The organism is Flavobacterium chilense, from assembly GCF_001602525.1.
GTDB lineage: Bacteria > Bacteroidota > Bacteroidia > Flavobacteriales > Flavobacteriaceae > Flavobacterium > Flavobacterium chilense.
In genome coordinates this window covers 192,544-216,315 of the sequence record NZ_LSYT01000001.1, presented here as the reverse complement: position 1 = coordinate 216,315, position 23,772 = coordinate 192,544, and the positions used below count along the sequence as shown (strand labels likewise).

Annotated in this window: 15 protein-coding genes; 8 read left to right on the top strand and 7 right to left on the bottom strand. The window is 33.4% G+C overall.

All coding sequences use genetic code 11. The features are described 5' to 3' along the window. Positions 1-831: 831 nt before the first annotated feature. Positions 832-7,722 carry a S8 family serine peptidase gene (locus A4F88_RS00750; protein WP_082815666.1) on the bottom strand — a complete coding sequence of 2,297 codons (6,891 nt, stop codon included), beginning with the start codon at positions 7,720-7,722 and terminating at the stop codon, positions 832-834. Positions 7,723-8,015: 293 nt separating this feature from the next. After that, positions 8,016-8,699: a DUF4294 domain-containing protein gene (locus tag A4F88_RS00745; RefSeq protein ID WP_068840635.1), complete on the bottom strand. Its 684-nt coding sequence runs from the start codon at positions 8,697-8,699 to the stop codon at positions 8,016-8,018. 81 nt (positions 8,700-8,780) lie between these two features. Between A4F88_RS00745 and A4F88_RS00740 the strand changes: the two genes are divergently transcribed. From A4F88_RS00740 to A4F88_RS00710, 7 genes are all read left to right on the top strand, one after another. After that, positions 8,781-9,869, top strand: a complete 1,089-nt coding sequence (locus tag A4F88_RS00740; RefSeq protein WP_068840634.1) for a M42 family metallopeptidase — start codon at positions 8,781-8,783, stop codon at positions 9,867-9,869. A gap of 68 nt (positions 9,870-9,937) precedes the next feature. Beyond that, positions 9,938-10,618 (top strand): response regulator transcription factor, encoded by a 681-nt coding sequence (locus tag A4F88_RS00735; protein WP_068840633.1) that lies wholly within the window; start codon positions 9,938-9,940, stop codon positions 10,616-10,618. Beyond that, positions 10,615-11,976, top strand: coding sequence for a sensor histidine kinase (locus tag A4F88_RS00730; protein ID WP_068840632.1), 1,362 nt, complete (start codon positions 10,615-10,617; stop codon positions 11,974-11,976). Before A4F88_RS00735 ends, A4F88_RS00730 begins: the two co-directional genes overlap by 4 nt. Positions 11,977-12,059: 83 nt before the next feature. Beyond that, the gene (locus A4F88_RS00725) at positions 12,060-13,304 is read left to right on the top strand and encodes a TolC family protein (RefSeq protein WP_068840631.1); all 1,245 of its coding nucleotides are present in this window, start codon (positions 12,060-12,062) and stop codon (positions 13,302-13,304) included. A gap of 11 nt (positions 13,305-13,315) precedes the next feature. Continuing rightward, complete coding sequence (locus A4F88_RS00720) at positions 13,316-14,401, top strand: efflux RND transporter periplasmic adaptor subunit (protein WP_068840630.1); 1,086 nt, start codon at positions 13,316-13,318, stop codon at positions 14,399-14,401. 5 nt (positions 14,402-14,406) lie between these two features. Next, entirely contained in the window at positions 14,407-15,672 is a 1,266-nt protein-coding gene (locus A4F88_RS00715) for a carbohydrate porin (protein WP_068840629.1), read from the top strand. Positions 15,673-15,759: 87 nt separating this feature from the next. Further along, positions 15,760-18,858 carry an efflux RND transporter permease subunit gene (locus A4F88_RS00710; RefSeq protein WP_068840628.1) on the top strand — a complete coding sequence of 1,033 codons (3,099 nt, stop codon included), beginning with the start codon at positions 15,760-15,762 and terminating at the stop codon, positions 18,856-18,858. Between the two features lie 220 nt (positions 18,859-19,078). Here the strand turns inward: A4F88_RS00710 and A4F88_RS00705 are convergent, their stop codons facing one another. Then, positions 19,079-19,459, bottom strand: a complete 381-nt coding sequence (locus A4F88_RS00705; protein ID WP_068840627.1) for an ankyrin repeat domain-containing protein — start codon at positions 19,457-19,459, stop codon at positions 19,079-19,081. Between the two features lie 369 nt (positions 19,460-19,828). On the opposite strand from A4F88_RS00705, the gene A4F88_RS00700 reads away from it, so the two are divergent. Continuing rightward, positions 19,829-20,371: an SRPBCC family protein gene (locus A4F88_RS00700; protein WP_068840626.1), complete on the top strand. Its 543-nt coding sequence runs from the start codon at positions 19,829-19,831 to the stop codon at positions 20,369-20,371. Positions 20,372-20,427: 56 nt separating this feature from the next. Here the strand turns inward: A4F88_RS00700 and A4F88_RS00695 are convergent, their stop codons facing one another. The 4 genes from A4F88_RS00695 to A4F88_RS00680 form a co-directional block, all read right to left on the bottom strand. Continuing rightward, complete coding sequence (locus A4F88_RS00695; protein ID WP_068840625.1) at positions 20,428-20,808, bottom strand: ankyrin repeat domain-containing protein; 381 nt, start codon at positions 20,806-20,808, stop codon at positions 20,428-20,430. A 177-nt stretch (positions 20,809-20,985) separates the two neighbouring features. Further along, on the bottom strand, positions 20,986-22,125 hold the full coding sequence (locus tag A4F88_RS00690) for a glycoside hydrolase family 26 protein (RefSeq protein WP_068840624.1): 1,140 nt from the start codon (positions 22,123-22,125) through the stop codon (positions 20,986-20,988). A 32-nt stretch (positions 22,126-22,157) separates the two neighbouring features. Continuing rightward, a complete protein-coding gene (locus A4F88_RS00685) occupies positions 22,158-23,111 on the bottom strand; it encodes a phosphoribosylaminoimidazolesuccinocarboxamide synthase (protein ID WP_068840623.1) in 954 nt (317 codons plus the stop codon). A 124-nt stretch (positions 23,112-23,235) separates the two neighbouring features. Continuing rightward, a complete protein-coding gene (locus A4F88_RS00680; RefSeq protein ID WP_245178991.1) occupies positions 23,236-23,700 on the bottom strand; it encodes a GNAT family N-acetyltransferase in 465 nt (154 codons plus the stop codon). Between the last annotated feature and the right edge of the window lie 72 nt (positions 23,701-23,772).

Genomic DNA, 23,772 nt, shown 5'->3' with positions numbered 1-23,772 from the left:
TGTTTCTTTTTTAATCTCGCTTGTTTCTCAAAGCGGGTGCAAAAGTAGAAAACTTATTTCTAACTGGCAAATGTTTTTTGAAGTTTTTTTTTAGAAAATTTACTTTCTTTTTCCTTCTCAAACCCTGCCAATCTATCAATGAACTTTCCCAGTATTTGCGGGGTGCAAATCTAAAAATTCCTTTCCATTCCCACAAGCTTTTTTAATCTTTTTTTTTCGAAATTTTATTTCCGTTTGATTAAACTATCTTGCCAGTATATCAGTGAACTTATTCGTTGTTGCGGGTGCAAAAGTAGCACCTTTATTCAGTTCTACAATACCTTTTACAAACTATTTTTATTCTTTTTTATAAGTCACTGGTTTGATGCTTCTTACAATACGAAGTTTTTTTGATGTTTGTCGGATTTTAGGTGGTTTTGCTCATTTTTGGCAGTTTTGGGTGGTTTTGCCACGAAAGCGCTAAGGCACGAAGGGTTGGTTTTGTTTGCTTTTTCTGGATTGGCACGGATCTCAATAAGGACACAAAGCTGGGTTTTATTCTTTTTTTTTAATCTCGCAGAGACGCGAAGTCACTAAGTTTTGATTTTTTTGGCGGTTTTTCTTTTCTTTTGTCTCGAATGTTTCTTTTGAAAACTGCTCTCCTAGCCCCGATAGTAGTGGAAATCCTTTTGTGACGGGGTTCGGCACAAAAGATTGAAACGAATAGCGGGATTAAGCTCCTGATCTTTATTTGAAAAACTCTCGGAAATTCAAAAAAGCTTCTCTTATATATATGTATAAAAAAACGGCTACTTATATAGTAGCCGCTTTTGGTTATTAGAAAAAACTCTTTTATTTAATAATTAGTTTTTGAATAGCTGTGTTACCATCCTGTTCAACCTTTATTAAATATACTCCGCTTGAAAGACCGGAAACATTTACTTCTTTTTTATCTGATTGAACTGAAATCAGTTTTTTACCAGACATATCAGATATTAAAATGTTTTTTGGACTACCAGAAGATGTTTCTATGTATACTTTTCCTTCTGTAACCGGGTTCGGATGCAATACAAAACCTTTAATAGTATTCTCCGGTAATCCTAAAGTACAGTTTGTAGCAGATACATTTACGGTACGTGTAACAACGGATTCGTTTTGCAACGCATCTTTTACTGTATAGGTTATTATATATTGTCCTGTTGTGTTTACATCAACATTACCTGAAACAATAACTGAAGCAGTAATATCTGTATTTAAATTATCTGTAGCCGTATAACCTGGCTCAGTAAATACACAACCTTTATCTATGGAAACTGTTGCATTGCCTAATAAAGTAATCGTTGGCTTAGCTGCCTCGATTGTTACTGTCCAATATTCTACAGTTCCGTTTTGAGCTGTTACATTATAAACAACCGGAGCGGTATAGCTTAATGCAGTTACCCCACTATTTTGAAGATAAGTACCTATACGTAATGTTGCAAAATCTGAAAGCTGTACATTAGGAATCAATGTGCTTAAATTTGCATTATTATTTACCAGAACTTTTACTGTTTTTGCTACAGGATCAATTACTGCAGCTCCTATCTGATTTGCGACTGTGTAATTAAGAATAGCTGCTTCAGAATTTTTCGCATTAATTGTAACAACATAATTGGTTTGAGAAAGTTTATTTTCTGAAACTACTGTTACAAAAAGACTATTTCTATAATCTGAAGCGGTTACTTTCGAGTTTAATTGTTTTACCCCGTCTACATAAAGTTCTGCTCCAGGAGAAACACTAAAATCTGCTATTAGATTTGAAACATTATAACCAAATGGTACTGTCTTACTTGCGTTGTTTCCAACAATATCTGTATTGATTTCCTGTACCAATCCAGGGTTTGAAACTGTTTTAAAATCATACGCCAGTAATTTACTTTCGTTACTCAAACCTGTAATAACTTTAATTGTATAGGTTTCAGAAATTCCCGTATTGAACCCAACACCTTCAACTGTTAAAGTAACAGGGTTTGTGTAGTTGTTTGGTGTTACTCCGTTAACTTGCGTGATACCATTTATTTTTGCAATACTTTTCATTCCTAAAGAATAATTGGCAATTGCAGTAGTTATATCTGCCCCGTCATTTAACAGAACTGAGAACGTTTTTGTTGCAGCATCATAAGATGACGATAACTGATTTACAAATTCTAATTTTTGCAATAATACTGGGATATTCCAGAATTTACCTGCTCCTCTGCCATCAGTATCTGCATTTGTAACTACAGCTGTATTATCACTTATAGTACTATCAAAAACAAACGGTTTGTCTCCTTCTGAAAAAGAATAGTAAGCTAATAAACCTGGTTCGTTCCCAATGTATCTTGTCGTAGAATTTGCAGCAATTGTAGCTTGATTTCTAACTCCTGCCCATATACGAACTTCATCTATGTTACCAATTAAACCACGAGCTAAACCTGCGTTATTACCAATGTAAGCTGGTGCTGAAGCATTACTAGAAGCTGCTCCGGCTGTACCAGTACTTGTATAAGGAACCGAAACTCCGTCAATATAAACAGTATAAACATTAGCAGCACTTACTGTATAAGCAATATGATGCCATGTATTTTGCTTAATAGAATTTAATCCTGTGTTTATAACATATGAGCCTGTAGCAGTTGTAATAGAAATTACTAAACTGTTTTCTTTATACAGTGACAAACTATTATTATTATGTATAAAAACCAGTGCTGTACTCTTATCTAATAATCTTCCAAAAACTGATGGTTTGTTTTGATTTACCCATAATTCATAGGTGTAATTATTAGTAAGATTTAAAGCAGGCGTAATATCTGTTTTAATAAAATCATTTACGCCATCAAAAGTCCCTGCTACATTTACAGAATAATTTGCAGCATGCGAAAGTGTAACTGATTTTAAATCATTTGTAGGATCAGTATCTCCTGATAGCTTTGTATATACATCAATTGTATAATCTCCTGGAGCTCCTAAATCTGCTTTTGTTGTAAATGTAAAGTTAGCTGTTGCAGCTGCTGCAATTGAAGCAGTGAAATTTTGCACAACCTCAGTACCATTATTAATTTTGTAAGCTACCGGGAAATTTGAAATTGCCGAATTTGAATAATTGCGAATCAAAGCAGTTACAGATACTGGTGCATTACCAGGTTTAATTGGTGCAACTATTCTTTCTACACTTGCATCAGCTGCTGTAAAAGGCAATACATTAATAGTATATTCTTCTACTTCAAAATCTCCTCTTGAGCTTGTTAATCCATCAATAGTAGGTCCCAAATTAACATTATAGTATTCAGATGGAGAACGGAACATATGTATTACACGCATTAACTTTTCACCTGAAGTTGTACCTGCCGGAATAGTTAATCCTCCTACCAAAGTAGAATTATTTCTAAAATAATGTGTGCTTGTTGTTGATGCTATCGCTGGTGATCCAGAAGTTGGGACTGTATTTACCCAAAATGTTCCTGCATAGAATTCGTCTGTTAAATTACCATCTCCATTTAAATCGATCACGATCATTGTAAATATTCCAGCTGTACTAGTTTGATCTTTATTAATTGGAGTTTCAGGTTTAGTAATTGTTACTTCTGGCTGATATGTAAAACCAGCATAAACCGGAATTTTTACATTTTTAAAATCAGAATAAGCTGTCGTTCCTGAATTGTTTACAACATCGTTCCATTTTAATCTTGAAATTGCATATCCATCTGTGTTTGTATGAACTGGTAATTCATTTTGATTGTATACAATTTTTTCACGTGTATCATTTGCAGGATTATCATCTGCTATATCAACTCCACTTTTAATCGTGTAAGTTGCACCAATGGTAGATAAATCCGCTTTAGTAGCAAAAGTAAAACTAACCGTAGAATAAGCAGCTATTAAAGGAACAATATCAGTAACTTTTGTTCCTCCGTTAACCTGATAAAATACTGGATGGTTTATTAAATCATTAGGCCCTAAATTAGTAACTCTGATTGTAATATCATTAGCATTTGTCTTTTTCCCTAAAACCTCAGGGGTTACAATAGAAGCTATAGTTGCATCATTAACAATTGGTTTTGCAACACAAGTAATATCTGCAATCCATCCTCTTCCGTTTTCAATCTGATCAGAAGTAAATCTAAAAGTCAATTCCCCTCCAAGAGCTGTAGAAGTTAATGACGCAGGCAAACTACTTCCTGTAAATGTACCTATTAAAGGAGAAGCCGTTGTTGGACCATTATAAACATATAAGAAGTCATAATCCTGTTCCAAATCAAAATCAGTAAAATCCACTTTAATACTGCTTCCAACTGTTCCCGGTTTAAAAGTAATAGTTTGTGTAAGCTGGTCTCCATAGTTTGTATAACGGGTTCCGCTATCTGTAAATACAGCTGAACATGTAGTTTCAGAAGCTTTAGACCCCATTACAATATCAGATCCAACATTATAAACTACTTTATTAATTGTATTATTTGTAATAAGAGCATCATTTGGATAGTTTACTTTTCCAATTACGTTATATACACCCGGAGCTGAAAAATCTGCTTTTTGCACGAAATCGTAAGAAACTTCACTAAGCGGATTTACCGGACCAGGAATCGTTTCAACTACTTCTGCCCCTCCATTAATTTTATAAGAAACCGGAATATTACTTACTGCAACAGGAGAATGATTGTATACTTTCACTTTCACAGTTTCTGCAGCTGTAAGCCCTGTATTGGTAGTAAATGAAGATAATTCAAGATCTGTAGCAGTTGCTTCAAAAATTGAAACATTGTCAATAAATACTGAACTATAAACATTATCATTGCTTACTACTATTACATCATTATCTATAACTGATTCAAAAGCTATATTAAATGTTGTTCCTGCATAAGCAGATAAATCATATATCAACTCTTTACTTCCTGACAAAACAGTTCCTCCATAAACTCCCACATTTTCATGACTGTTTAGTGGAATTCCGTTTACTGTAAGTCTAAAAAAGTTTTTATTTGCTGGCCCAACACTATTCCAAATCATATTAAATTTAACACGAATTGATTTTCCTGTAAGACTTGTTGCATCGATATTACAAAAAGATACTTTTTTAATAAAATTTGGGTTGTTTGCAAAAGCATTAACAGTAGTACTTGCTACCCATGGAGATGAAGACACATCGCCAGATCCTGCCATTTTTGCTCCGTCTAAAAATGTTGGGTCTATATATTCATACTTCACAACACCTGTTGTTCCTTTAGAAAACACATAATTGGTTGCTTTTCTTGCATTGAAATTTTCTGAATATGGTAAAGTTACTGCGCTTAGCACTGGTGCAGAAACCGGTTCTACATTTACAGCTCTAACTCTTTCAGAAACAATTCCGGTTGCAATATCTACAGTTCGCACTGAAAACCAGTTATCATTTCCTGAAGTTACATTAGTAAAAGTATATGTAGGATCTGTTACTGTTGCAACAACATCAAACTTATAGCCATTCATTTTAAGAACTTCATACTTTGCCCCTGCAATTGGATCCCAATCCATTTTATAAGAAGAAACACCACATGCAGAAGGTGCAATAACTAAATTTTTAGGCTCAGTAATAATATTAAAAACTGCTGTTGAAACATCTACCTTTGTACCAGCACTAACTCTTATTTTTGCATTGGCAACAATTCCTGCAGGTACTTTCCATGCAAAATTTCTTGCCGCTGAAGGAATATCTTTTGCTATTAACTGGTAAGTTACTCCGCCATCTACTGAATATTCAACTGTAAAGTTTTTTGGTTCACCTTCATAATCCCAACGAATATATTCTGTAGTCTCTGTATTAAATTTTTCTCCGCCTACAGGATAAGTCAAAATTAATTCAGGAGCTACATAATCATATACAACAGAGAATTCCTGAGTTGCCAGAGGAACTTTTGTACCTGTAATGATAATTTTATAAGTTCCCGGTGCAGGATTATCTAAAGTTACCTGCTCAATATTATTCATATTATCTACTCCGCGCACAGCATTTGCATTTGGCGTAGTTGGATTTAAAATCCATGGTAAAGTAGTTACTCCGTCTTTTACAATCTTGATATCTAAGTCATTTACCTGAATTGAAGTTGCTCCAGGAGTACCTTGTACATCAGAATAAGCAAGCATAACTTTTAAACCAACTAATCCTGCAGGAACTACAATATCCTTTTCAAAACTAGCTCCATTTGCGACTGTTCCGGTATAAAACATTTTGTTATCTAAAACTTTAACTGCTCTTAAACCATTCAGATTACCAAAACCGTATTTATAATCAGGACCTGGATTACCTGCATCTTTTGCTGTATTTGCAACCAAAGCTTTCATTAATGAAGCCAGAGGTTTTGTCCCGTAAATATTTTTATATCTTTCGTAAAGTAAAGCTACAGTACCTGTAGTTCCAGGTGTAGCCATTGAGGTTCCGCTCATTACCTGATAAGAATTGCTATAATCCAAAGAATATACATCTGTACCAACTGCAGCAATCTGAGGTACCAAACGACCATCAATAGTAGGTCCAAAACTACTGTAACTACTAATTAAATCATCTGGATTGTTTGCCGCAACGTGCAAAGCATTTTTTGAATTTTTTGTTGATGTATTAAACCCGCCCGGATAAGCTGTTTGCGCATTTCCGTTAGAATAAATCGTTAAAAGATAAGGGAACAAAGTTGTAAGATTATCATCTCCACGATCTCCGGTATTATATCTTCCTGTGTTGTATCCGGAAGTTAGATTTACTCCGAATGAATTTGATGTAATTTCAATACCATCCTGATTAGCAGCTATAACTCTCTCTTGTTGAACTGATAAACCATTAGACTGGGTATTAAAATTCCATCCGAACATTTGTACTTCCGGTGCCATACCTTTGGCTTTTGGATCTAACAAACCGGCACCGCCAATTGTTCCTGAAACGTGATCACCATGCGAAGAATTATATTCATACTCTCTATTGATTACTCTGCCTGTATGATCTTTATGTTGTTCAAGATTTCCATCCCAAACACCTATTTTCACACCTTTACCTGTTAATCCGTAACCAAGTCCAGGGATTAAAGAACCTAAAACATTTGCTTTGTGCGAACTTACGCCAGGTTTATTATCGCTTTCAACCGGTGCAGGAACTAACTCAATATTTTGCACCCAGCTAAATTTTGCTATTTCTTCCAGTTTTTCTTTGCTGGCCTGAACATAAACCTCGTTAAAAGTAGTGTCATTTTTACTGTCTCTTAAAAACAGACTCGCTAAATCCTGTGAAATAACTTTAGTATCTACGCCTTTAAAATAACTAATCACGACTTTAATTCCGTTTATACCTTCAGCAGCATAATCCGGTATCGCATTATCAACAATCATTGGATCTAATTTGTACGTAGGATCGATTGTTATTGCTGCTCTTATATTATCAGATGCACTGCTCTTATTGTAAAAGTCAGAATCTATCGCAGCATAATAAGCATTATTAGACAAATAACTCAATAAAGTTATTCCTTGTGATTTCAATTTCTCCTGTTCTTCTACTGAAGGAATTTTTGAGAACTGTAACAGCGTATACTCCGTTGTAGGATTTTGCTTGCTCGTACTTTTCTTTGCTTTAAACTGCTGTTTAAAGTTTGCTGTAGTAGTAATCTTATGTCCATTTACCGAGACTGTATAATCTGAATCAGATCCCTTTTGCGACCATAGATGAATGGCCAGTAATAGCATAAATACACTAAGTAATTTTTTCTTCATAAAGGTAATATTTTGGTTAATAAATGGTTGAGAGAAAGTAAACCTACAAATTAAACTATAAATAACAAATATTATTTACCAATTATTTGTTAAAAACAGAACATAAAACCATGAAATACGCTAAATATCTAACAAAAACACAGGTTTTTTATTTGTCGATCAAATGCATGAATTAAATAAAATAATAAGTTAATTCTTATATTTACAATTTAATGATCAAACCAAGAATATTCCCATAAAAAAAAAGACCCACAAATAATTTGTGGGTCTTTTTTTTGTAACAACGAAGAGTTTTAATTTGCAGATTTTTGCTGCTTTGCTTTTTCTTCCCAATGAGTCATTAATTCGTCATAATTAATTGGGTTAGCCGGCTTTTGATTTACCAGTCGACCAGACTCAAATGCCCGAAGAAGAATAGTCTCTATCAAATAATCTTCATTAGATTCAAAAGGTTTATATTCTGCTTTTAAAGTAATATCAAATAAGTTAGCTGTGGTATTCGAAACAAATGCTTTAAAACCACTTTTTAAAGTTTTTATTAATTCATAAGTTGTAATTCCGGTTTGTCTGTGGACCAGTTTCACTAAAATCTGTCCCTGTTTTCGGGATAATTTTTTAAGCCTGTCTTCAAATTCATTATTAAGATAATCTTCAACAATCTTAAAGTATTTTTTCTTTTCACGATTGGTTTTCAATCGGGCCATTCCCTGATTCAAAGCCGTCAGACGATCTGCGGCTAATTTTGCATAAGGATATACTTTATAGACCCGATTTTGAAGGATCAGAAATTGTTTCTGACTTTCGGGATCTAATTTTTCTTTTGAAATAATTATTTCAGGTAACTCGATTGTATCGTTTAAAATAGAATCCTGTTCCGTCAATATATAACCCATTTGCTGGTTTTCTTTTGGCTTTACCTGAGCCTGAGCAGAAAACGAAATCAATGCAAAGAATAAAATACAGTAAGTAAATCTCATCGAATCATAATTTAAGTGTAAAATTATATATTTATACACAACTCTAATACCAAATTTATAAATTAGCAAAAAAATATTTTTATGAGTACAGAATCTATCTTAAAAGATACCTCTATTGCTTTCCTGGAAAGCTATCTTAATAACGCCTCACCTACAGGTTATGAAAGTGAAGGGCAAAAACTTTGGATGAATTATTTAAAACCATATGTAAATACTTTTATCACGGATACTTACGGAACGGCTGTTGGAGTAATCAATCCTGATGCGCCTTTTAAAGTTGTTATTGAGGGGCATGCTGATGAAATTTCATGGTATGTAAATTATATTACTGATGATGGTTTGCTGTATGTAATAAGAAACGGGGGTTCTGATCATCAGATTGCACCTTCGAAAAGAGTTCACATTCACACCAAAAAAGGTATTGTAAATGGCGTTTTTGGATGGCCGGCAATTCATACCCGTTTGCGTGATAAAGAAGAAACACCAAAAATTAGCAATATATTTATTGATTTAGGCTGCGAAACCAAAGAACAAGTTGAAGCAATGGGTGTTCATGTGGGTTGCGTTATTACCTATCCGGATGAATTTATGATTTTAAACGAAAATAAATTTGTTTGCCGTGCTATCGATAACAGAATGGGTGGTTTTATGATTGCAGAAGTTGCACGTTTATTACATGAAAATAAAAAAACACTTCCGTTTGGTCTTTATATTGTAAATTCAGTTCAGGAAGAAATTGGTTTACGTGGTGCCGAAATGATTGCACAAACCATAAAACCAAACGTTGCTATTGTAACAGATGTTTGCCATGATACCACTACCCCAATGATTGACAAAAAAGTTGAAGGTGATCTTAAAATGGGAAAAGGTCCAGTAATTGCTTATGCTCCGGCCGTACAAAATAAATTACGTGATCTGATTGTTGATACTGCAGAGGAAAAGAAAATTCCGTTTCAGCGTCACGCTACGTCAAGAGCTACAGGAACTGATACTGATGCTTTTGCATACAGTAATGGCGGTGTAGCATCAGCATTGATTTCTTTACCGTTGCGATATATGCATACCACAGTAGAAATGGTTCAGAGAGAAGATGTAGAAAATGTGATACAATTGATTTATGAATCTCTACTGAAAATTGAAAATAACGAAACTTTTTCTTATTTTAAATAAAAAGAAGTTTTAAAAAATGCCAATTCGGTTATTTATAAAAATGACCGAATTTGCCAATAAACAATTAAATGAAAATACTATTACTCGAAGACGATTTTACTTTATCAAAAGAGATCTCAGTATTCTTTGCTTCAAAAGAATTCGAGTGTTTCCCCTACTATGATGGCGCTTTATTATTAAAAAAATATTTTCCGTATGAATATGATTTAATCATTCTGGATATAAATGTTCCCGGAATAAACGGAATAGATGTTTGTAAAGGGATTCGTGAAATTGATAAAAAAACGCCTATTATCATGCTTACCGCTTTTAGTGAGATTGATGATAAACTGGCTTCGTTTGATAATGGTGCAGATGATTATCTCGTTAAGCCATTTCATTTTCAGGAATTATACGCCAGAATTTCTTCATTACTGAGACGAAAAGAAATCCCGCAACAAGTTGAAAAAAAGATTATTGTTCAGGATCTTGAAATTTTCGAAACAGAAATGAAAGTATATCGTTCAGGTAAAGAAATTAAGCTTACTCCAAAAGAATTTAAATTAATTTTGATTTTGGCTCATGCCAAAGGAAAAATACTATCGAAACAATTTATAGCCGAAAAACTGTGGGATTATCATATCGAAACCAATCAGAACACGATTGAAGTCTACATCAATTTCCTTAGAAAAAAGATAGATAAAAACCACGACACAAAACTCATTCGAACCAAAATTGGTTATGGATATTATTTGAGCGATCGCGAATGACATTAAAAAACCGAATATCACTTTTAGTCAGTTTGCTGTTTACAATCCTTTTTGGGTTGGCATCTACCGTTATTTTCTTTTTATATTCTAATTTTAGAAAAGAAGAATTTAGGGATCGTCTGGAAATAAAAGCATATTCGAATATCAAACTTTTGGTAGATGTTAAAGAAGTAGACAATCAGCTTTTAAAGTTAATTGATCAAAACTCTATTAATGAACTCTATGACGAAAAAACATTAATATTCGATTCGAATTATAAACTCATTTATAGCAGTATTGATGACACCAAAATAAACTGGTCTGTAGAGGATTTAAAATTTCTAAAAGAAAACAACAGTTTTTTTAAACAAGAAGAAGACCATGAAGTTTATGGCGTTTACTACCATAATAACAATCAGGATTTTTATGCCTTAATTTCTGCTTCTGATAATTACGGTAAACGAAAACTCCTTTTTTTACGCTACACACTTGTTGCCTCTTATCTCTTTTTTACCTGTCTTTGCTGGATATTAACTTCTTTTACCATCAAAAAAGTAATGAGCCCTTTAAGTACTTTTCATCAAAGGATCAGAGATATTAACGAAAACAACCTCGATACACGTTTAGAATCAAAAAGCCGAAATAATGAAATCGATTTGATTGCCAACGAATTTAATTTTATGATGGACCGTATTGAAGTTTCCTATCAAAAACAAAAAGAATTCACCGCAAATGCCTCTCATGAACTTCGGACACCATTATCCAGAATTACGTCTCAAATAGAGAATATGGTTTTAGATCCTAATACATCGATTAAGGGTCAGACTTTTTTAAAAATAATTCTAAACGATATCAATCAATTAACAGAGTTGATTAATTCACTATTGATTCTATCCAAACTGGATAATAAAAAATATGAGAACAATGAGTTTCACAGAATGGATGAAATTCTTTTCTCAGCAATAGAGAAATTAAAAAGAAGTTTTCCTGACTTTACCATTTTATTTGAAATGGAAGAAAATGAAGACTTAGATACTGCACTCGAAGTTAGAGGTAATAAAAAATTATTAGAAGTGGCTCTCAGTAACGTGCTTAAAAATGCCTGTGTATATTCAAATAACAAACAGGCAAGAGTAAAAATAAGTACAAAAAATAATGACCTGATTATTTCTGTATCAAATACTGGAAATACACTAAACGAAAACGAGCAAAAAAATCTTTTTCAACCCTTTATGCGTGGCGAAAATTCAAAAGGAACATCTGGTTTCGGCCTTGGATTACGTATAGTTCAGCGTATTTTAACACTACACAACGCCACAATAACTTACAGTGTACCAAACATTAACACGAATTTATTTCAATTATTTTTTCGTTTATAAATTATTTTAAGGTATTTTTAAGGTAGATTTTAAGGAGTATTAAAGTCTGCTGATAGCATATTTGTGTAAAATAAAAAAATACCATGAGAAAACTATGTACATTCCTACTTGTACTTTTAGGTCCGGTAGTTTTGGCTCAAAAGACAGTTACTCTTCAAGACTGTGAAAGCCAATTTCTAAAAAATAACCTTTTTTTACTTGCATCGCAATACAATATCGATGCATCAAAAGCGCTTACCATTCAGGCTAAAATTTGGGACAATCCATCTATTACTGCAGAATTAAATGCTTACAATCCTGATCGAAATCAATATTTTGATATTGGAAAAGAAGGACAAAAAACATTTGGTATTGAGCAATTAATTTATCTGGGCGGAAAAAAACGCAATGAAGTAAAATTAGCTCAGGCTAATGAGAAACTGGCAGAATTACAATTTAATGACTTATTAAGGACATTAAAACTACAACTCCGAAAAAGTTTTTTTACGGTTTATTACAACACCAAAAGTCTTGAAACAACAGACAGACAACTTGTACATATTGAGGATTTAATTAATTCCTATACTGTTCAGGCTCAAAAAGGAAATATTCCTTTGAGGGATGTGGTACGTTTACAATCATTGTATCTCAACTTCAAAAATGAGCGTATGGAAGTAGTCAATGATAATATCGAAGAGCAGGCCAATTTAAAACTATTATTAAATTCTGCTGAGAATATAGTCCCGGAAGTTTCTAAAGAAGAGTTTAACCGTTATATCAAAGTTATTCCGTTTGATCTTAAAACTTTTCAGGATGAAGCCATTGCAAATCGTCCGGATTACTTGTCGAAACAAAAAGATATTGAAGCAAACGAAATCAATGTAAAATGGCAAAAATCGCTTTCTATTCCTGATATCACCGTTGGTGCAACATACGATCAGCGAGGCGGAGCATTTAATAAAGAAGCCAATTTAACTCTTGGAATCCCTTTACCACTCTGGAACAAAAACAAAGGGAACATTAAATATGCACAAACGATTTTAGAACAATCAAAAATTGAAAAACAAAATTTTGATTTGCAACTGCAAACCGAGATTACTTCGGCATGGAACAAATGGGAAGAATCCCGTAAAAACTATGTAGTCATAAAACCTACTGTTAACTCAGACTTTGAAGCCGTTTATAACGGAATCTTAACCAACTTTCAAAAAAGAAATATCAGTTTATTAGAATTTACTGATTTTATGGAAAGTTACAATCAGGCTTCTATTCAGGTAAATGAATTAAAGAAAAAAGTAGTCCTTTCAGGCGAAGAATTAAATAGTACCATCAACAAAGACTTATTCTAAAACTAAATAAAATGAAATATACACTAATTATAGGAATTGCTCTCGTGAGTTTATCAATCACAAGCTGCAAAAAAGAAGTTGAAAACCCTCAGACAAATACTTCTTTTGTTTTAAGCGATGCGATGCTAAAAACAACTTCCACAGCAGAAGCAAAAACAGAACCTGTAAAAAATGTACTGAGTTTTTACGGAAAAATTACTGCTGACAACAATAAAATGATTGATGTTTACCCGCTTGTAGGAGGAAATGTAATCAAAGTAAATGTTGAATTAGGAGATTACGTTCGTAAAGGTCAAGTTTTAGCTACCATAAAAAGTACTGATATTGCTGATTTCGAAAAGCAGTCTATTGATGCTAAAAATGATCTATTGGTAGCAAAAAATCATTTAAAAGTAGCTCAGGAATTATTTGATGGGAAGTTAAATTCTGAAAGCGATGTCCTACAGGCAAAATCAGAAGTAAATAAAGCACAATCACAATTAAGTAAAGTTCAGGAAACTTATAAAATATACAATATCAAAGCAGGATCAATCTACGAAGTTACTGCTCCTATTAGTGGTTTTATCATTCAAAAAAGCATCAATCAGGATATGCTTTTAAGAAGCGACCGTTCTGAAAACATTTTTGATATTGCAGAAATCAGCGAAGTTTGGGCATTAGCCAATATTAATGAAATCGACATTAATAAAGTAAAATTAGGAATCGATGCAGATGTAACCACATTAAGCTATCCTGATAAAGTTTTTAAAGGAAAAGTTGACAAAATCTTCAATGTTATTGATCCTGAAACCAAAGCAATGCAGGCACGTATAAAACTGGAAAATCCAGGTTATATGCTAAAACCGGATATGAACGCTAATATAAAACTATCATACAGCGAAGGCGAATCTATGATAGCTGTACCAAGTAAAGCAATTGTGTTTGATAAAAGTAAAAACTTTGTCATGATATTTAAAGATCGTAACAATATCGAAACAAGACAAGTAGATGTATACAGAGTTGTGGGAGATATCACATATATTTCTAAAGGATTAAAAGAAAACGAAAAAGTCATTACCAATAATCAGTTATTTATTTATCGCGCTTTAAACGAATAAATGAAATGGAAAAACCTGTAAACATATTGAGTTTTGCAGCGTTATTTATCTCGGCATTTGCATTTTCACAAGAAACAGATTCGATACGAAAATATAGCCTGAGATTTCAAATGACGTCTATATACCAGTATCATCCTAACTTTCATGCTAAATATTCAGGAACAAACAGTATGGATCCAAAAGAAGAAGGAGCTTTATCTTTAACATCAACATTGTATTTAGATGTTCCGCTCTGGAAAGGAGCAACTGTTACTTTTAATCCTGAAATGTCAGGAGGAGAAGGTTTATCGCAAGCCAGAGGATTAGGAGGTTTTCCTAATGGAGAAACGTTTAGAATTGGAGATCCCAAACCTGTTGTTTATGTCGCAAGAATGCTGTTAGAACAAAAGTTTCAGTTTAAAAACAATAAATCGTTACAATTGGTTTTTGGAAAATTCGGATTAGCAGATTATTTCGATAATAACAACTATTCTCATGATCCCAGAACTCAATTTATGAACTGGTCATTAATGACACATGGTGCCTGGGATTATGCAGCAAATACCCGAGGATATACAGACGGATTATATGCCAATTATCAATTTGACAGCTGGCAGGTTAGAGCTTCCTTAAGTGCTTTGCCAACTTATGCTAATGGACCAAACGTCGAGTTTAATTTTAAAGACTCTAATGCTGTAAACGTAGAAATTGAAAAACAAATCGTTTTTAATAACAATGATACGAGTACTATTAAATTATTAGGATTTCGAAATATAGCAGGAATGGGGAATTACGATGAAGCAAACACAAGTTTTACAACAATTCCGGATATTAAGAGCACCCGAAAAAGTGGTCGTACAAAATACGGAATCGGTTTAAACATGGATTATACACATGGTGATAACTGGGGACTTTTTGCCAGAATGAGTTACAATGACGGAAAGAATGAAACCTGGGCATTTACAGAAATTGATAAATCGGCACAATTGGGGATTAATCTCAAAGGAAAAATGTGGAACCGAAAAGATGATTTTGCTGGTATTGCTTTAGTTGCCAATGGACTGTCAAACCCACATAAAGAATATCAAAAGCTGGGAGGAGATGGATTTATGATTGGCGACGGGACTTTAAATTACGGAACAGAACAAATTGTAGAAGTTTTTTATTCCTTTTTAGTTCCTAATACCAAAATCACGCTTTCTCCGGATTATCAGTTTGCTATGAATCCGGCGTATAATAAAGACCGTGGTCCGGTTCAGTTTTTGGCTCTCCGTTTTCATACAGAGTTCTAAGGCACCACATCAATAAAAATATTTATGCTTAAAATAAAAGCATCATAATTATAAAATAAAAATTCATCATTAAAAATACTTTTTAAAATGAACAAATTCATAAGAAACATTATTGCTTTTTCCCTTAAGAACAAAGCGTTTACCTTTTTCTGGGTGGGAATATTGGCTGTTGCAGGATTCATTTCTTTCAAAAACATGCCAATTGATGCTTTTCCGGATGTAACGAATACACAAATTATCATCATTACACAATGGAACGGAAAAAGTGCCGAAGAAGTAGAACGTTTTGTAACCTCTCCTATTGAGATTTCTATGAACTCGGTGCAAAAAAAGACTAGTGTTCGTAGTATTACGATGTTTGGTTTATCTGTGATCAAAATTATTTTTGATGATGGAGTCGATGACACTTTTGCACGATTACAGGTAAACAATCTTTTGAAGAATGTTTCGCTTCCTGATGATGTAGAACCGGATGTTCAGCCACCATATGGACCTACAGGAGAAATTTTCAGGTATATTGTAAAAAGTAACAGCAGAGATAGTCGAGAATTATTAACTTATCAAAACTGGGTAATCGACAAACAGCTTCGCTCTGTTCCGGGTGTTGCAGATTTAAATGTTTTTGGTGGGCAAACCAAAACTTATGAAGTTGGAGTTGACCCTATAAAATTAGCCAAATATAACATCACGCCGCTTCAGGTTTATAATGCCGTAAATGGAGGAAACCTAAATGTTGGTGGAGATATTATTGAAAAAAACGGACAGGCTTTTGTCGTTCGTGGAGTTGGTCTGCTTAAATCTATTCAGGATATTGAAAATATTATTGTAGACGATGCCAAGGGAAACCCAATTTTAGTCAAAAATTTAGCAACCGTTTACGAAAGTGCCATGCCAAGAGTTGGACAAACCGGTTTAGCCAATAATGATGACGTTGTTGAGGGGATTATTGTAATGCGAAAAGGTGAAAATCCTCAGGAAACACTGGCATTAATAAAAGCAAAAATAAAAGACTTAAACGATAACATTCTTCCCAAAGATATCAAACTGGAGACTTTTTACGATCGTGATAATCTAATGAATTTCACGACCGAAACCGTAATGCACAATTTATTCGAAGGAATTATTCTGGTTACCTGTGTCGTGTTTCTTTTCATGGCCGACTGGAGAACTACTTTTACCGTTTCAATCGTTATTCCGTTATCCTTACTTTTTGCGTTTTTATGTTTGAAAATGATGGGAATGAGTGCCAACTTACTGAGTTTAGGTGCAGTCGATTTCGGGATTATTATCGATGGTGCTGTGGTTATGGTCGAAGGATTGTTTGTCGTCTTAGATCACAGGGCACATCAATTAGGAATGGAGGCTTATAATAAAATTGCAAAAGGCAGCCTGATCAAAAAGACCGGAGCCGAAATGGGTAAAGCTATTTTCTTCTCTAAATTAATCATTATTACAGCCTTATTACCTATATTCTCTTTTCAGAAAGTAGAAGGAAAAATGTTCTCTCCTCTTGCCTATACTTTAGGGTTTGCGTTAATGGGAGCATTACTTTTTACTCTGACATTGGTTCCTGTATTATCACACATTCTTTTAAATAAAAATGTAAAAGAAAAAAACAATCCGTTTGTTAATTTCTGGGACAGAATTGTAAGCAAAAGTTTTGCCTGGACCTTTAAACATAAAGTACAAACCCTTATTGGTTCTATTTCACTTCTGGCAGTTGTTTTCTTTTCGGCTACATTTTTAGGAACTGAGTTTTTACCCCAATTAAACGAAGGGGCTTTATGGGTAACCGCCGAGCTGCCAATGAGTACATCATTGCCCGAGAGTGTTAAAACTGCAGCAATAATAAGGAAAGATCTCGAAAGTTTTCCTGAAGTAAAAAAAGTGCTGTCGCAAACAGGACGAAGTAATGACGGAACAGACCCAAATGGTTTTGGTTTTATACAGCTTCAGGTGGATTTGAAACCAAAATCTGAATGGAAACGAAAGATTTCTATGGATGATTTAATTAATCAAATGGATGAAAAACTAAAAGTTCATCAGGGAATTACCTATAATTACTCACAACCTGTAATTGATAACGTTGCTGAATCTGTGGCTGGTTTTAAAGCCTCTAATGCCGTTAAAATTTATGGTGATGATCTGGATAAACTGGACGAATTATCAAATGAAGTTTTAGCACAAATAAGGAACATTCCGGGTATTAAAGATGTCGGAATCTTAAGAAACGTAGGGCAACCTGAAATTAGTGTAGTTTTAGACAGAGACAAAATGGCCGCTTACGGAGTTACATTAAGTGATGCTCAGGCAGTTTTAGAATTGGCTTTTGGAGGAAAAACTGCCACTCAAAAATATGAAGATGACAAAAAATTTGATGTGCGTGTTCGTTTTTCTAAAGAATATCGTAAAGATGAAAATGACATTGCCGAACTAAAAGTACCCACTATTAGCGGAATCAAAATTCCGTTAAAAGAAATTTGCGACTTAAAAACAATTACTGGACCGGCATTTATTTACAGGGATAATACAAAACGTTTTATTGGAGTTAAATTCTCAGTTCGTGACAGGGATTTAGGAAGTACAATTGCAGAAGCACAGGCAAAAGTAGCCAAAATGAAAATGCCAACCGGATATACAGTGGGCTGGACAGGTGAATTTGAAAATCAGGTTCGTGCCAGTGCCCGTTTAGCTCAGGTAGTACCAATAAGTTTAATAGGAATATTTGTTTTACTGTTTATTTTATTCGGAAATATCAAAGACTCTCTGTTAGTTCTGGCAAATGTTCCGTTTGCAGTTATTGGAGGAATTATCGCCTTACATCTTACCAGAATGAATTTTGGAATTTCTGCAGGTGTTGGTTTTATTGCCTTACTGGGAATCTGTATACAAAACGGAGTAATCCTGATCTCTGAATTCCATCACAACTTAAAAGCAAAATTCACCCTTGAAGAATCTATTTTTATGGGTGTAAAAGCCAGAACAAGAGCAGTAGTCATGACGGCGCTTATGGCGTCGATAGGTTTAATGCCGGCTGCAATTTCTACAGGAATTGGATCAGAATCGCAAAAACCATTGGCAATTGTAATCATTGGAGGATTAATCACAGCAACGATATTAACTCTTTTGGTTTTCCCAATTATCTTTTGGGTATTCAACCGCAGAAAACATATACCAATAGAATAAAGAAATTGAAGATAGATTAATTGGTTAAATTAATTTGATTAGGTTTTAACGAAAAAAGCATCATTATTTAATGGTGCTTTTTTTAATGGTATTCCTTACAGATATTTTTAGAAGCATAAAAAGAATATATGCTTAAAACAAAAAGTATAGAAATGAAAAACGACCTTCTGCTCAAGGAAGGTCGTTTACATATACTAACTCAAAAACTCGATTTAAACTCTTATTTTAAATCTTTTAATATCGCAATAGCTTCAGTTGCATTTGATAACTGTGCATATTTTAAAGCTGTAAAACCTTTTTCGTTTTTAGAACTTGGATTTGCTCCGCTTGCCAATAAAACTTTTAAGATATCAACTTTGTTGTAACGAGCTGCGATCATTAATGGTGAAAGATCCTCAGAAATCTCGTTTACATCTGCTCCGTATTCAATTAACTTTTTTACAAAGTCAAGATCTCCTTTACTAACCGCTACAGTTAACGGGCTTGTAAAATCGTATGCTACTTCCATTTGTGGTTTTACAAATGATTTTTGATTTGATGCTGTTGAAACATTTGCAAATGCTACTAAAGCAACTCCTAGGTAAATGATTGAATTTTTCATAATGATTGATTGTTATTTGTTGATTGATTAATGATGTTATTTAAATTCTTTGTAAATGTAATTCTATTTGATGTATTATGTATAACAAAGTACCATGTTTTAACTAATTCTTAACATTCGATTAATAAATGCCGGTTGAACTTAAAATTTATGTTACCTCATTCACAGCTTCCATACAATAGACGCGATTAAATCGAAAATGTTACAGTAAAATTGAAATTAATAGAAAAAATCTTCAAAAAAAATTGAATTTGATAAATTTCAATCTATAGTTTTTTAACTTTACAAAGACCTAAGTTCATTAAAACAAGTAAATTATGCTTTAACTTACCCACAAAAAACCAATTGATAACCTTAAAACCAATTATTATGAAAATCATTAAAAGAATTCTGATTATCCTGATTTTTATTCTTGCAATTGTATTAATAGCGGCTTATTTTATGCCGAAAAATTATGCTGTTGAAAGAGAAATTACCATTAATAAACCAGTTGACACTGTTTTTAAATATGTGAGATCTTTAAAAAACCAAAACGAATTTAGTGTCTGGGCGAATATCGATCCAAAAATGAAATCAACATATACCGGAACTGACGGTGCAGTTGGCTCCAAATCTGCCTGGGAAAGCAATGTTAAGGAAGTTGGAGTTGGCGAACAGGAAATTACTAATATAACCGAAGGGAAACGAATTGATTTTGCACTTCGTTTTAAAAAGCCAATGGATGATACTGCAGTAGGATTTATGTCTACAGAATCCGTTGCAGGAAATCAGACTAAAGTAAAATGGGGAATTAATGGTGTTATTCCCTACCCGATGAACATTATGCTACCTATGATGAAAATGGACCAAATGATTGGAAACGATTTACAAAAAGGTCTGGAAAATTTAAAAACCAAATTAGAGAATAATTAATATCTCAAAAAACAAAAAAAGCATCATTAATTATAATGATGCTTTTTTTATTACACTTATTTCAGGTTTTTCAAAATAGCAATAGCTTCATTTGCTTTTGCATATTCTGCGTAATTGAGTGCTTTAAACCCTTTTTCATTCTCAAGCGAAGGATTAGCTCCATTTGCAAGCAAAATTTTAATGATTTCAAATTTGTTAAAACGTGCTGCTAACATTAAAGGCGACATATCTCTGGACAATTTATTAGGATCGCTGCCGTATTTGATCAAGTTTTTCACTGTTTCAATATCTCCGGCACATACAGCGTAATGCAATGGTGACGCTGCATAAACAGAAGAATTAATTTGGTCTTTTACAGAGAACTTAAAATTTGAAGCTTCTAAAGCATTAGTAGATATAGCCAAAGCCATACCTAAAATAATTACTGATTTTTTCATTTTGATTGATGATTAGATGATTGATGATTTAAATAAAAATTAAATTAATATGACTTTTGAAATCGTTGATTACTTTAATAGACGAGTAAACTATCCAAAAGGTTGCATATAAAAGCTAAAAATTATAAATAAAAAAAAGTGCAATTCTGTAAAACCTTCATTGCACTTCTTTTACCATTATTTTAAACTAAATCTTTTAGTATAAATTCCCTTTAAATCATTTTCAAACAGCGTATATGGATCATCATAAAATTTTATAAAATCCGGTACACTCACCTGCCCCGGAAAAGGAGCGTAATAATGAGTTGGACTTGTAGCATCATTTCTCCAGACTAAAACATAAGCCAGTTCGAGATTTTCAGATTTTAAAACCTTTAGCAAAGTTTCGGTCCACCAGGTTTTATTTGGGATTGATTCTAAACCGGTTTCTGTTAAAGCGGCTAATTTTTTCTTTTTGATGGCTAAATCAGATATTATTTTTAAACGTTTACTCGCTGCATTTAAATCATACTTCCCGTCACGTCCAAAATCACCATAATCATCCATACCAAGCATATCTACATAATCATCGCCCGGATAACGCTCTAAATATTCACTTTCTGAATTAAATCTGACATCGGGCGAAAAGGCATAGATAAAGTTATGTACTCCTAAAGTATCTCTCAGATAGGTAATTGTAAACTGCCATACAGCAATAAAATCTTCACATGAAGTATGTGATTTTCCCCACCAGAACCAATCGCCATCAAATTCATGAAAAGGCCTGAAAATCATGGGTGCCAACGTTCCGTCTTTGGCTTTTACCGAATGTGCAAAATCTGCAATTGTTTTTAAAATTTCTTTGTATTGTTCATGATGTGATCCTCCTTTTTTGATCAACGACATTGCTGCAACAGAAGTAGTATCTTTCCAGTAAAAATTTTCCGAAGAAACAGGATTCATAAAATGCCAGGAAACAGTTGTGATTCCGCCTCGTTCATAAGTTGCTACAACATTCTTTTTTAAAATTGCTGCTGTCTTTTCAATTTCGTTTTTTGAATGTCCTGATAAACCGCTAAAATCTATTCCAATAACGGCAGGATGCGACCCTGTAACAGATTTTACATCTGATCTGTTTTCTTCGTTTGTCCATCCATGTCCGTATTCGAGTGCATGCTGATGTCCAAAAAGAATATGTTTTTTAGAAACCTTTTTTAAGTTTTCATATAAAGCTTTTGTTTCTTTTGTTGCCTTTTTATCAATTTGGGCAAAAAGAAAATGCCCGGCTATTGTACATACAAATAGCAGGGCATTTTTTTTATTAAAAATAAAGTTCATGGTTTAAATAGTTCGTTTAAACCTGAAAATTACTATTTCGATTTAAGGTAATCTAATACGTTTTTATCAATACGTTGATCAATATTGTCAATATCAGCCTTAACGAATTTTTCTCCTAAAATGTTCTCATATAATTCGATATATCTTTCAGAAACAGATTCAATATAAGCATCTGTCATATCCGGAATTTGTTGTCCGTCTTGTCCCTGAAAGCCATTTTCGATTAACCAGCGACGAACAAACTCTTTAGACAATTGTTTTTGCTCCTCTCCTTTTTCCTGTCTTTCCTGATATCCGTCAGCGTAGAAATAACGAGAAGAATCCGGTGTATGAATTTCATCGATTAAAACAATAACTCCTTCTTTGGTTTTTCCAAATTCGTATTTAGTATCTACCAAAATTAATCCGCGTCCGGCAGCAATTTCAGTTCCTCTTTGAAACAAAGCCCGGGTATATTTTTCTAAAACAAGATAATCTTCTTCAGAAACAATTCCTTTTGCTAAGATGTCTTCGCGGGAAATATCTTCATCGTGAGAACCATTATCAGCTTTTGTAGTTGGCGTAATAATAGGTTCAGGAAATTTATCATTTTCTTTTAAACCTTCCGGCATTGTTACACCGCAAATTTGTCTTCTTCCGGCAGCATATTCACGTGCAGCATGTCCTGAAAGGTATCCACGAATTACCATTTCTACTTTAAAAGGCTCGCATAAATGACCAACAGCTACATTAGGATCCGGAGTTGCAATCAACCAGTTTGGTACAATATCTTGTGTTAGCTCCATGAATTTTGTCGCAATTTGATTTAAGATTTGTCCTTTGTACGGAATACCTTTTGGTAAAACCACATCAAAAGCCGAAAGTCTGTCTGTTGCTACCATTACCAAAAGTTCGTCGTTTATATTGTAAACTTCTCTAACTTTTCCGCGATAAACTGATTTTTGATCTGGAAAATTAAAATTTGTAGTCGTGATTGTATTACTCATTATACTTAGTTGTGTTGTTTTTTATGATGGCAAATTTAAAACTAATTAAAAGAAAAAAGAATCTATTCAGATTCTTTTTTGTGTCTCAATTGCAGTTTTCAATTACAGTCCTGATTATATGTGGCTAGACTTTACTGTTTTTAATTGCTGCATATGTTAATTCCATATGTAAAATAGGATATGGTTTTCCGCAGCCGTCTACATCAGAAACAGATTTTACTTCAAAACCAAAACGTTTATAGAACTCTAAAGCTTGTAGGTTCTCTTTATTAACGTCAACTTTTGTCACCTTTAAATTTTCGATTCCGTATAATAAAAGTGCCTTTCCAATCCCTTTTCCAATTTCATTAGCTGAAACAAATAACATTTCTAAATTTTCGTCATTTGTGCCCATAAATCCAATAATCCCGGCTGCTTCATTTTTCATACAATGTAATGTTACATGGTCAAAAAAACTGGGAATTAATGCCTTATAAAATTCAAAATCTTCATTTTTCAAAAAATCATGTGTAGCTTTCACAGAAGATTCCCAAACGCTCATTAACGCTTTATACTCGGTATTTTCTACTTTGTAAATTACTTTATCCAAAACTTTTATTATTTATTTCTGGTTATTTCTTTCTTTTAATTTTTAAACACTTTTGCTCATATTAGCTAATAA

Coding starts and splice junctions, on each gene's coding strand:
- A4F88_RS00715 (WP_068840629.1), top strand. CDS start 14,407: ATGGAAAAACCTGTAAACATATTGAGTTTTGCAGCGTTATTTATCTCG.
- A4F88_RS00725 (WP_068840631.1), top strand. CDS start 12,060: ATGAGAAAACTATGTACATTCCTACTTGTACTTTTAGGTCCGGTAGTT.
- A4F88_RS00730 (WP_068840632.1), top strand. CDS start 10,615: ATGACATTAAAAAACCGAATATCACTTTTAGTCAGTTTGCTGTTTACA.
- A4F88_RS00710 (WP_068840628.1), top strand. CDS start 15,760: ATGAACAAATTCATAAGAAACATTATTGCTTTTTCCCTTAAGAACAAA.
- A4F88_RS00750 (WP_082815666.1), bottom strand. CDS start 7,722: ATGAAGAAAAAATTACTTAGTGTATTTATGCTATTACTGGCCATTCAT.
- A4F88_RS00700 (WP_068840626.1), top strand. CDS start 19,829: ATGAAAATCATTAAAAGAATTCTGATTATCCTGATTTTTATTCTTGCA.
- A4F88_RS00745 (WP_068840635.1), bottom strand. CDS start 8,699: ATGAGATTTACTTACTGTATTTTATTCTTTGCATTGATTTCGTTTTCT.
- A4F88_RS00695 (WP_068840625.1), bottom strand. CDS start 20,808: ATGAAAAAATCAGTAATTATTTTAGGTATGGCTTTGGCTATATCTACT.
- A4F88_RS00735 (WP_068840633.1), top strand. CDS start 9,938: ATGAAAATACTATTACTCGAAGACGATTTTACTTTATCAAAAGAGATC.
- A4F88_RS00685 (WP_068840623.1), bottom strand. CDS start 23,111: ATGAGTAATACAATCACGACTACAAATTTTAATTTTCCAGATCAAAAA.
- A4F88_RS00740 (WP_068840634.1), top strand. CDS start 8,781: ATGAGTACAGAATCTATCTTAAAAGATACCTCTATTGCTTTCCTGGAA.
- A4F88_RS00720 (WP_068840630.1), top strand. CDS start 13,316: ATGAAATATACACTAATTATAGGAATTGCTCTCGTGAGTTTATCAATC.
- A4F88_RS00705 (WP_068840627.1), bottom strand. CDS start 19,459: ATGAAAAATTCAATCATTTACCTAGGAGTTGCTTTAGTAGCATTTGCA.
- A4F88_RS00690 (WP_068840624.1), bottom strand. CDS start 22,125: ATGAACTTTATTTTTAATAAAAAAAATGCCCTGCTATTTGTATGTACA.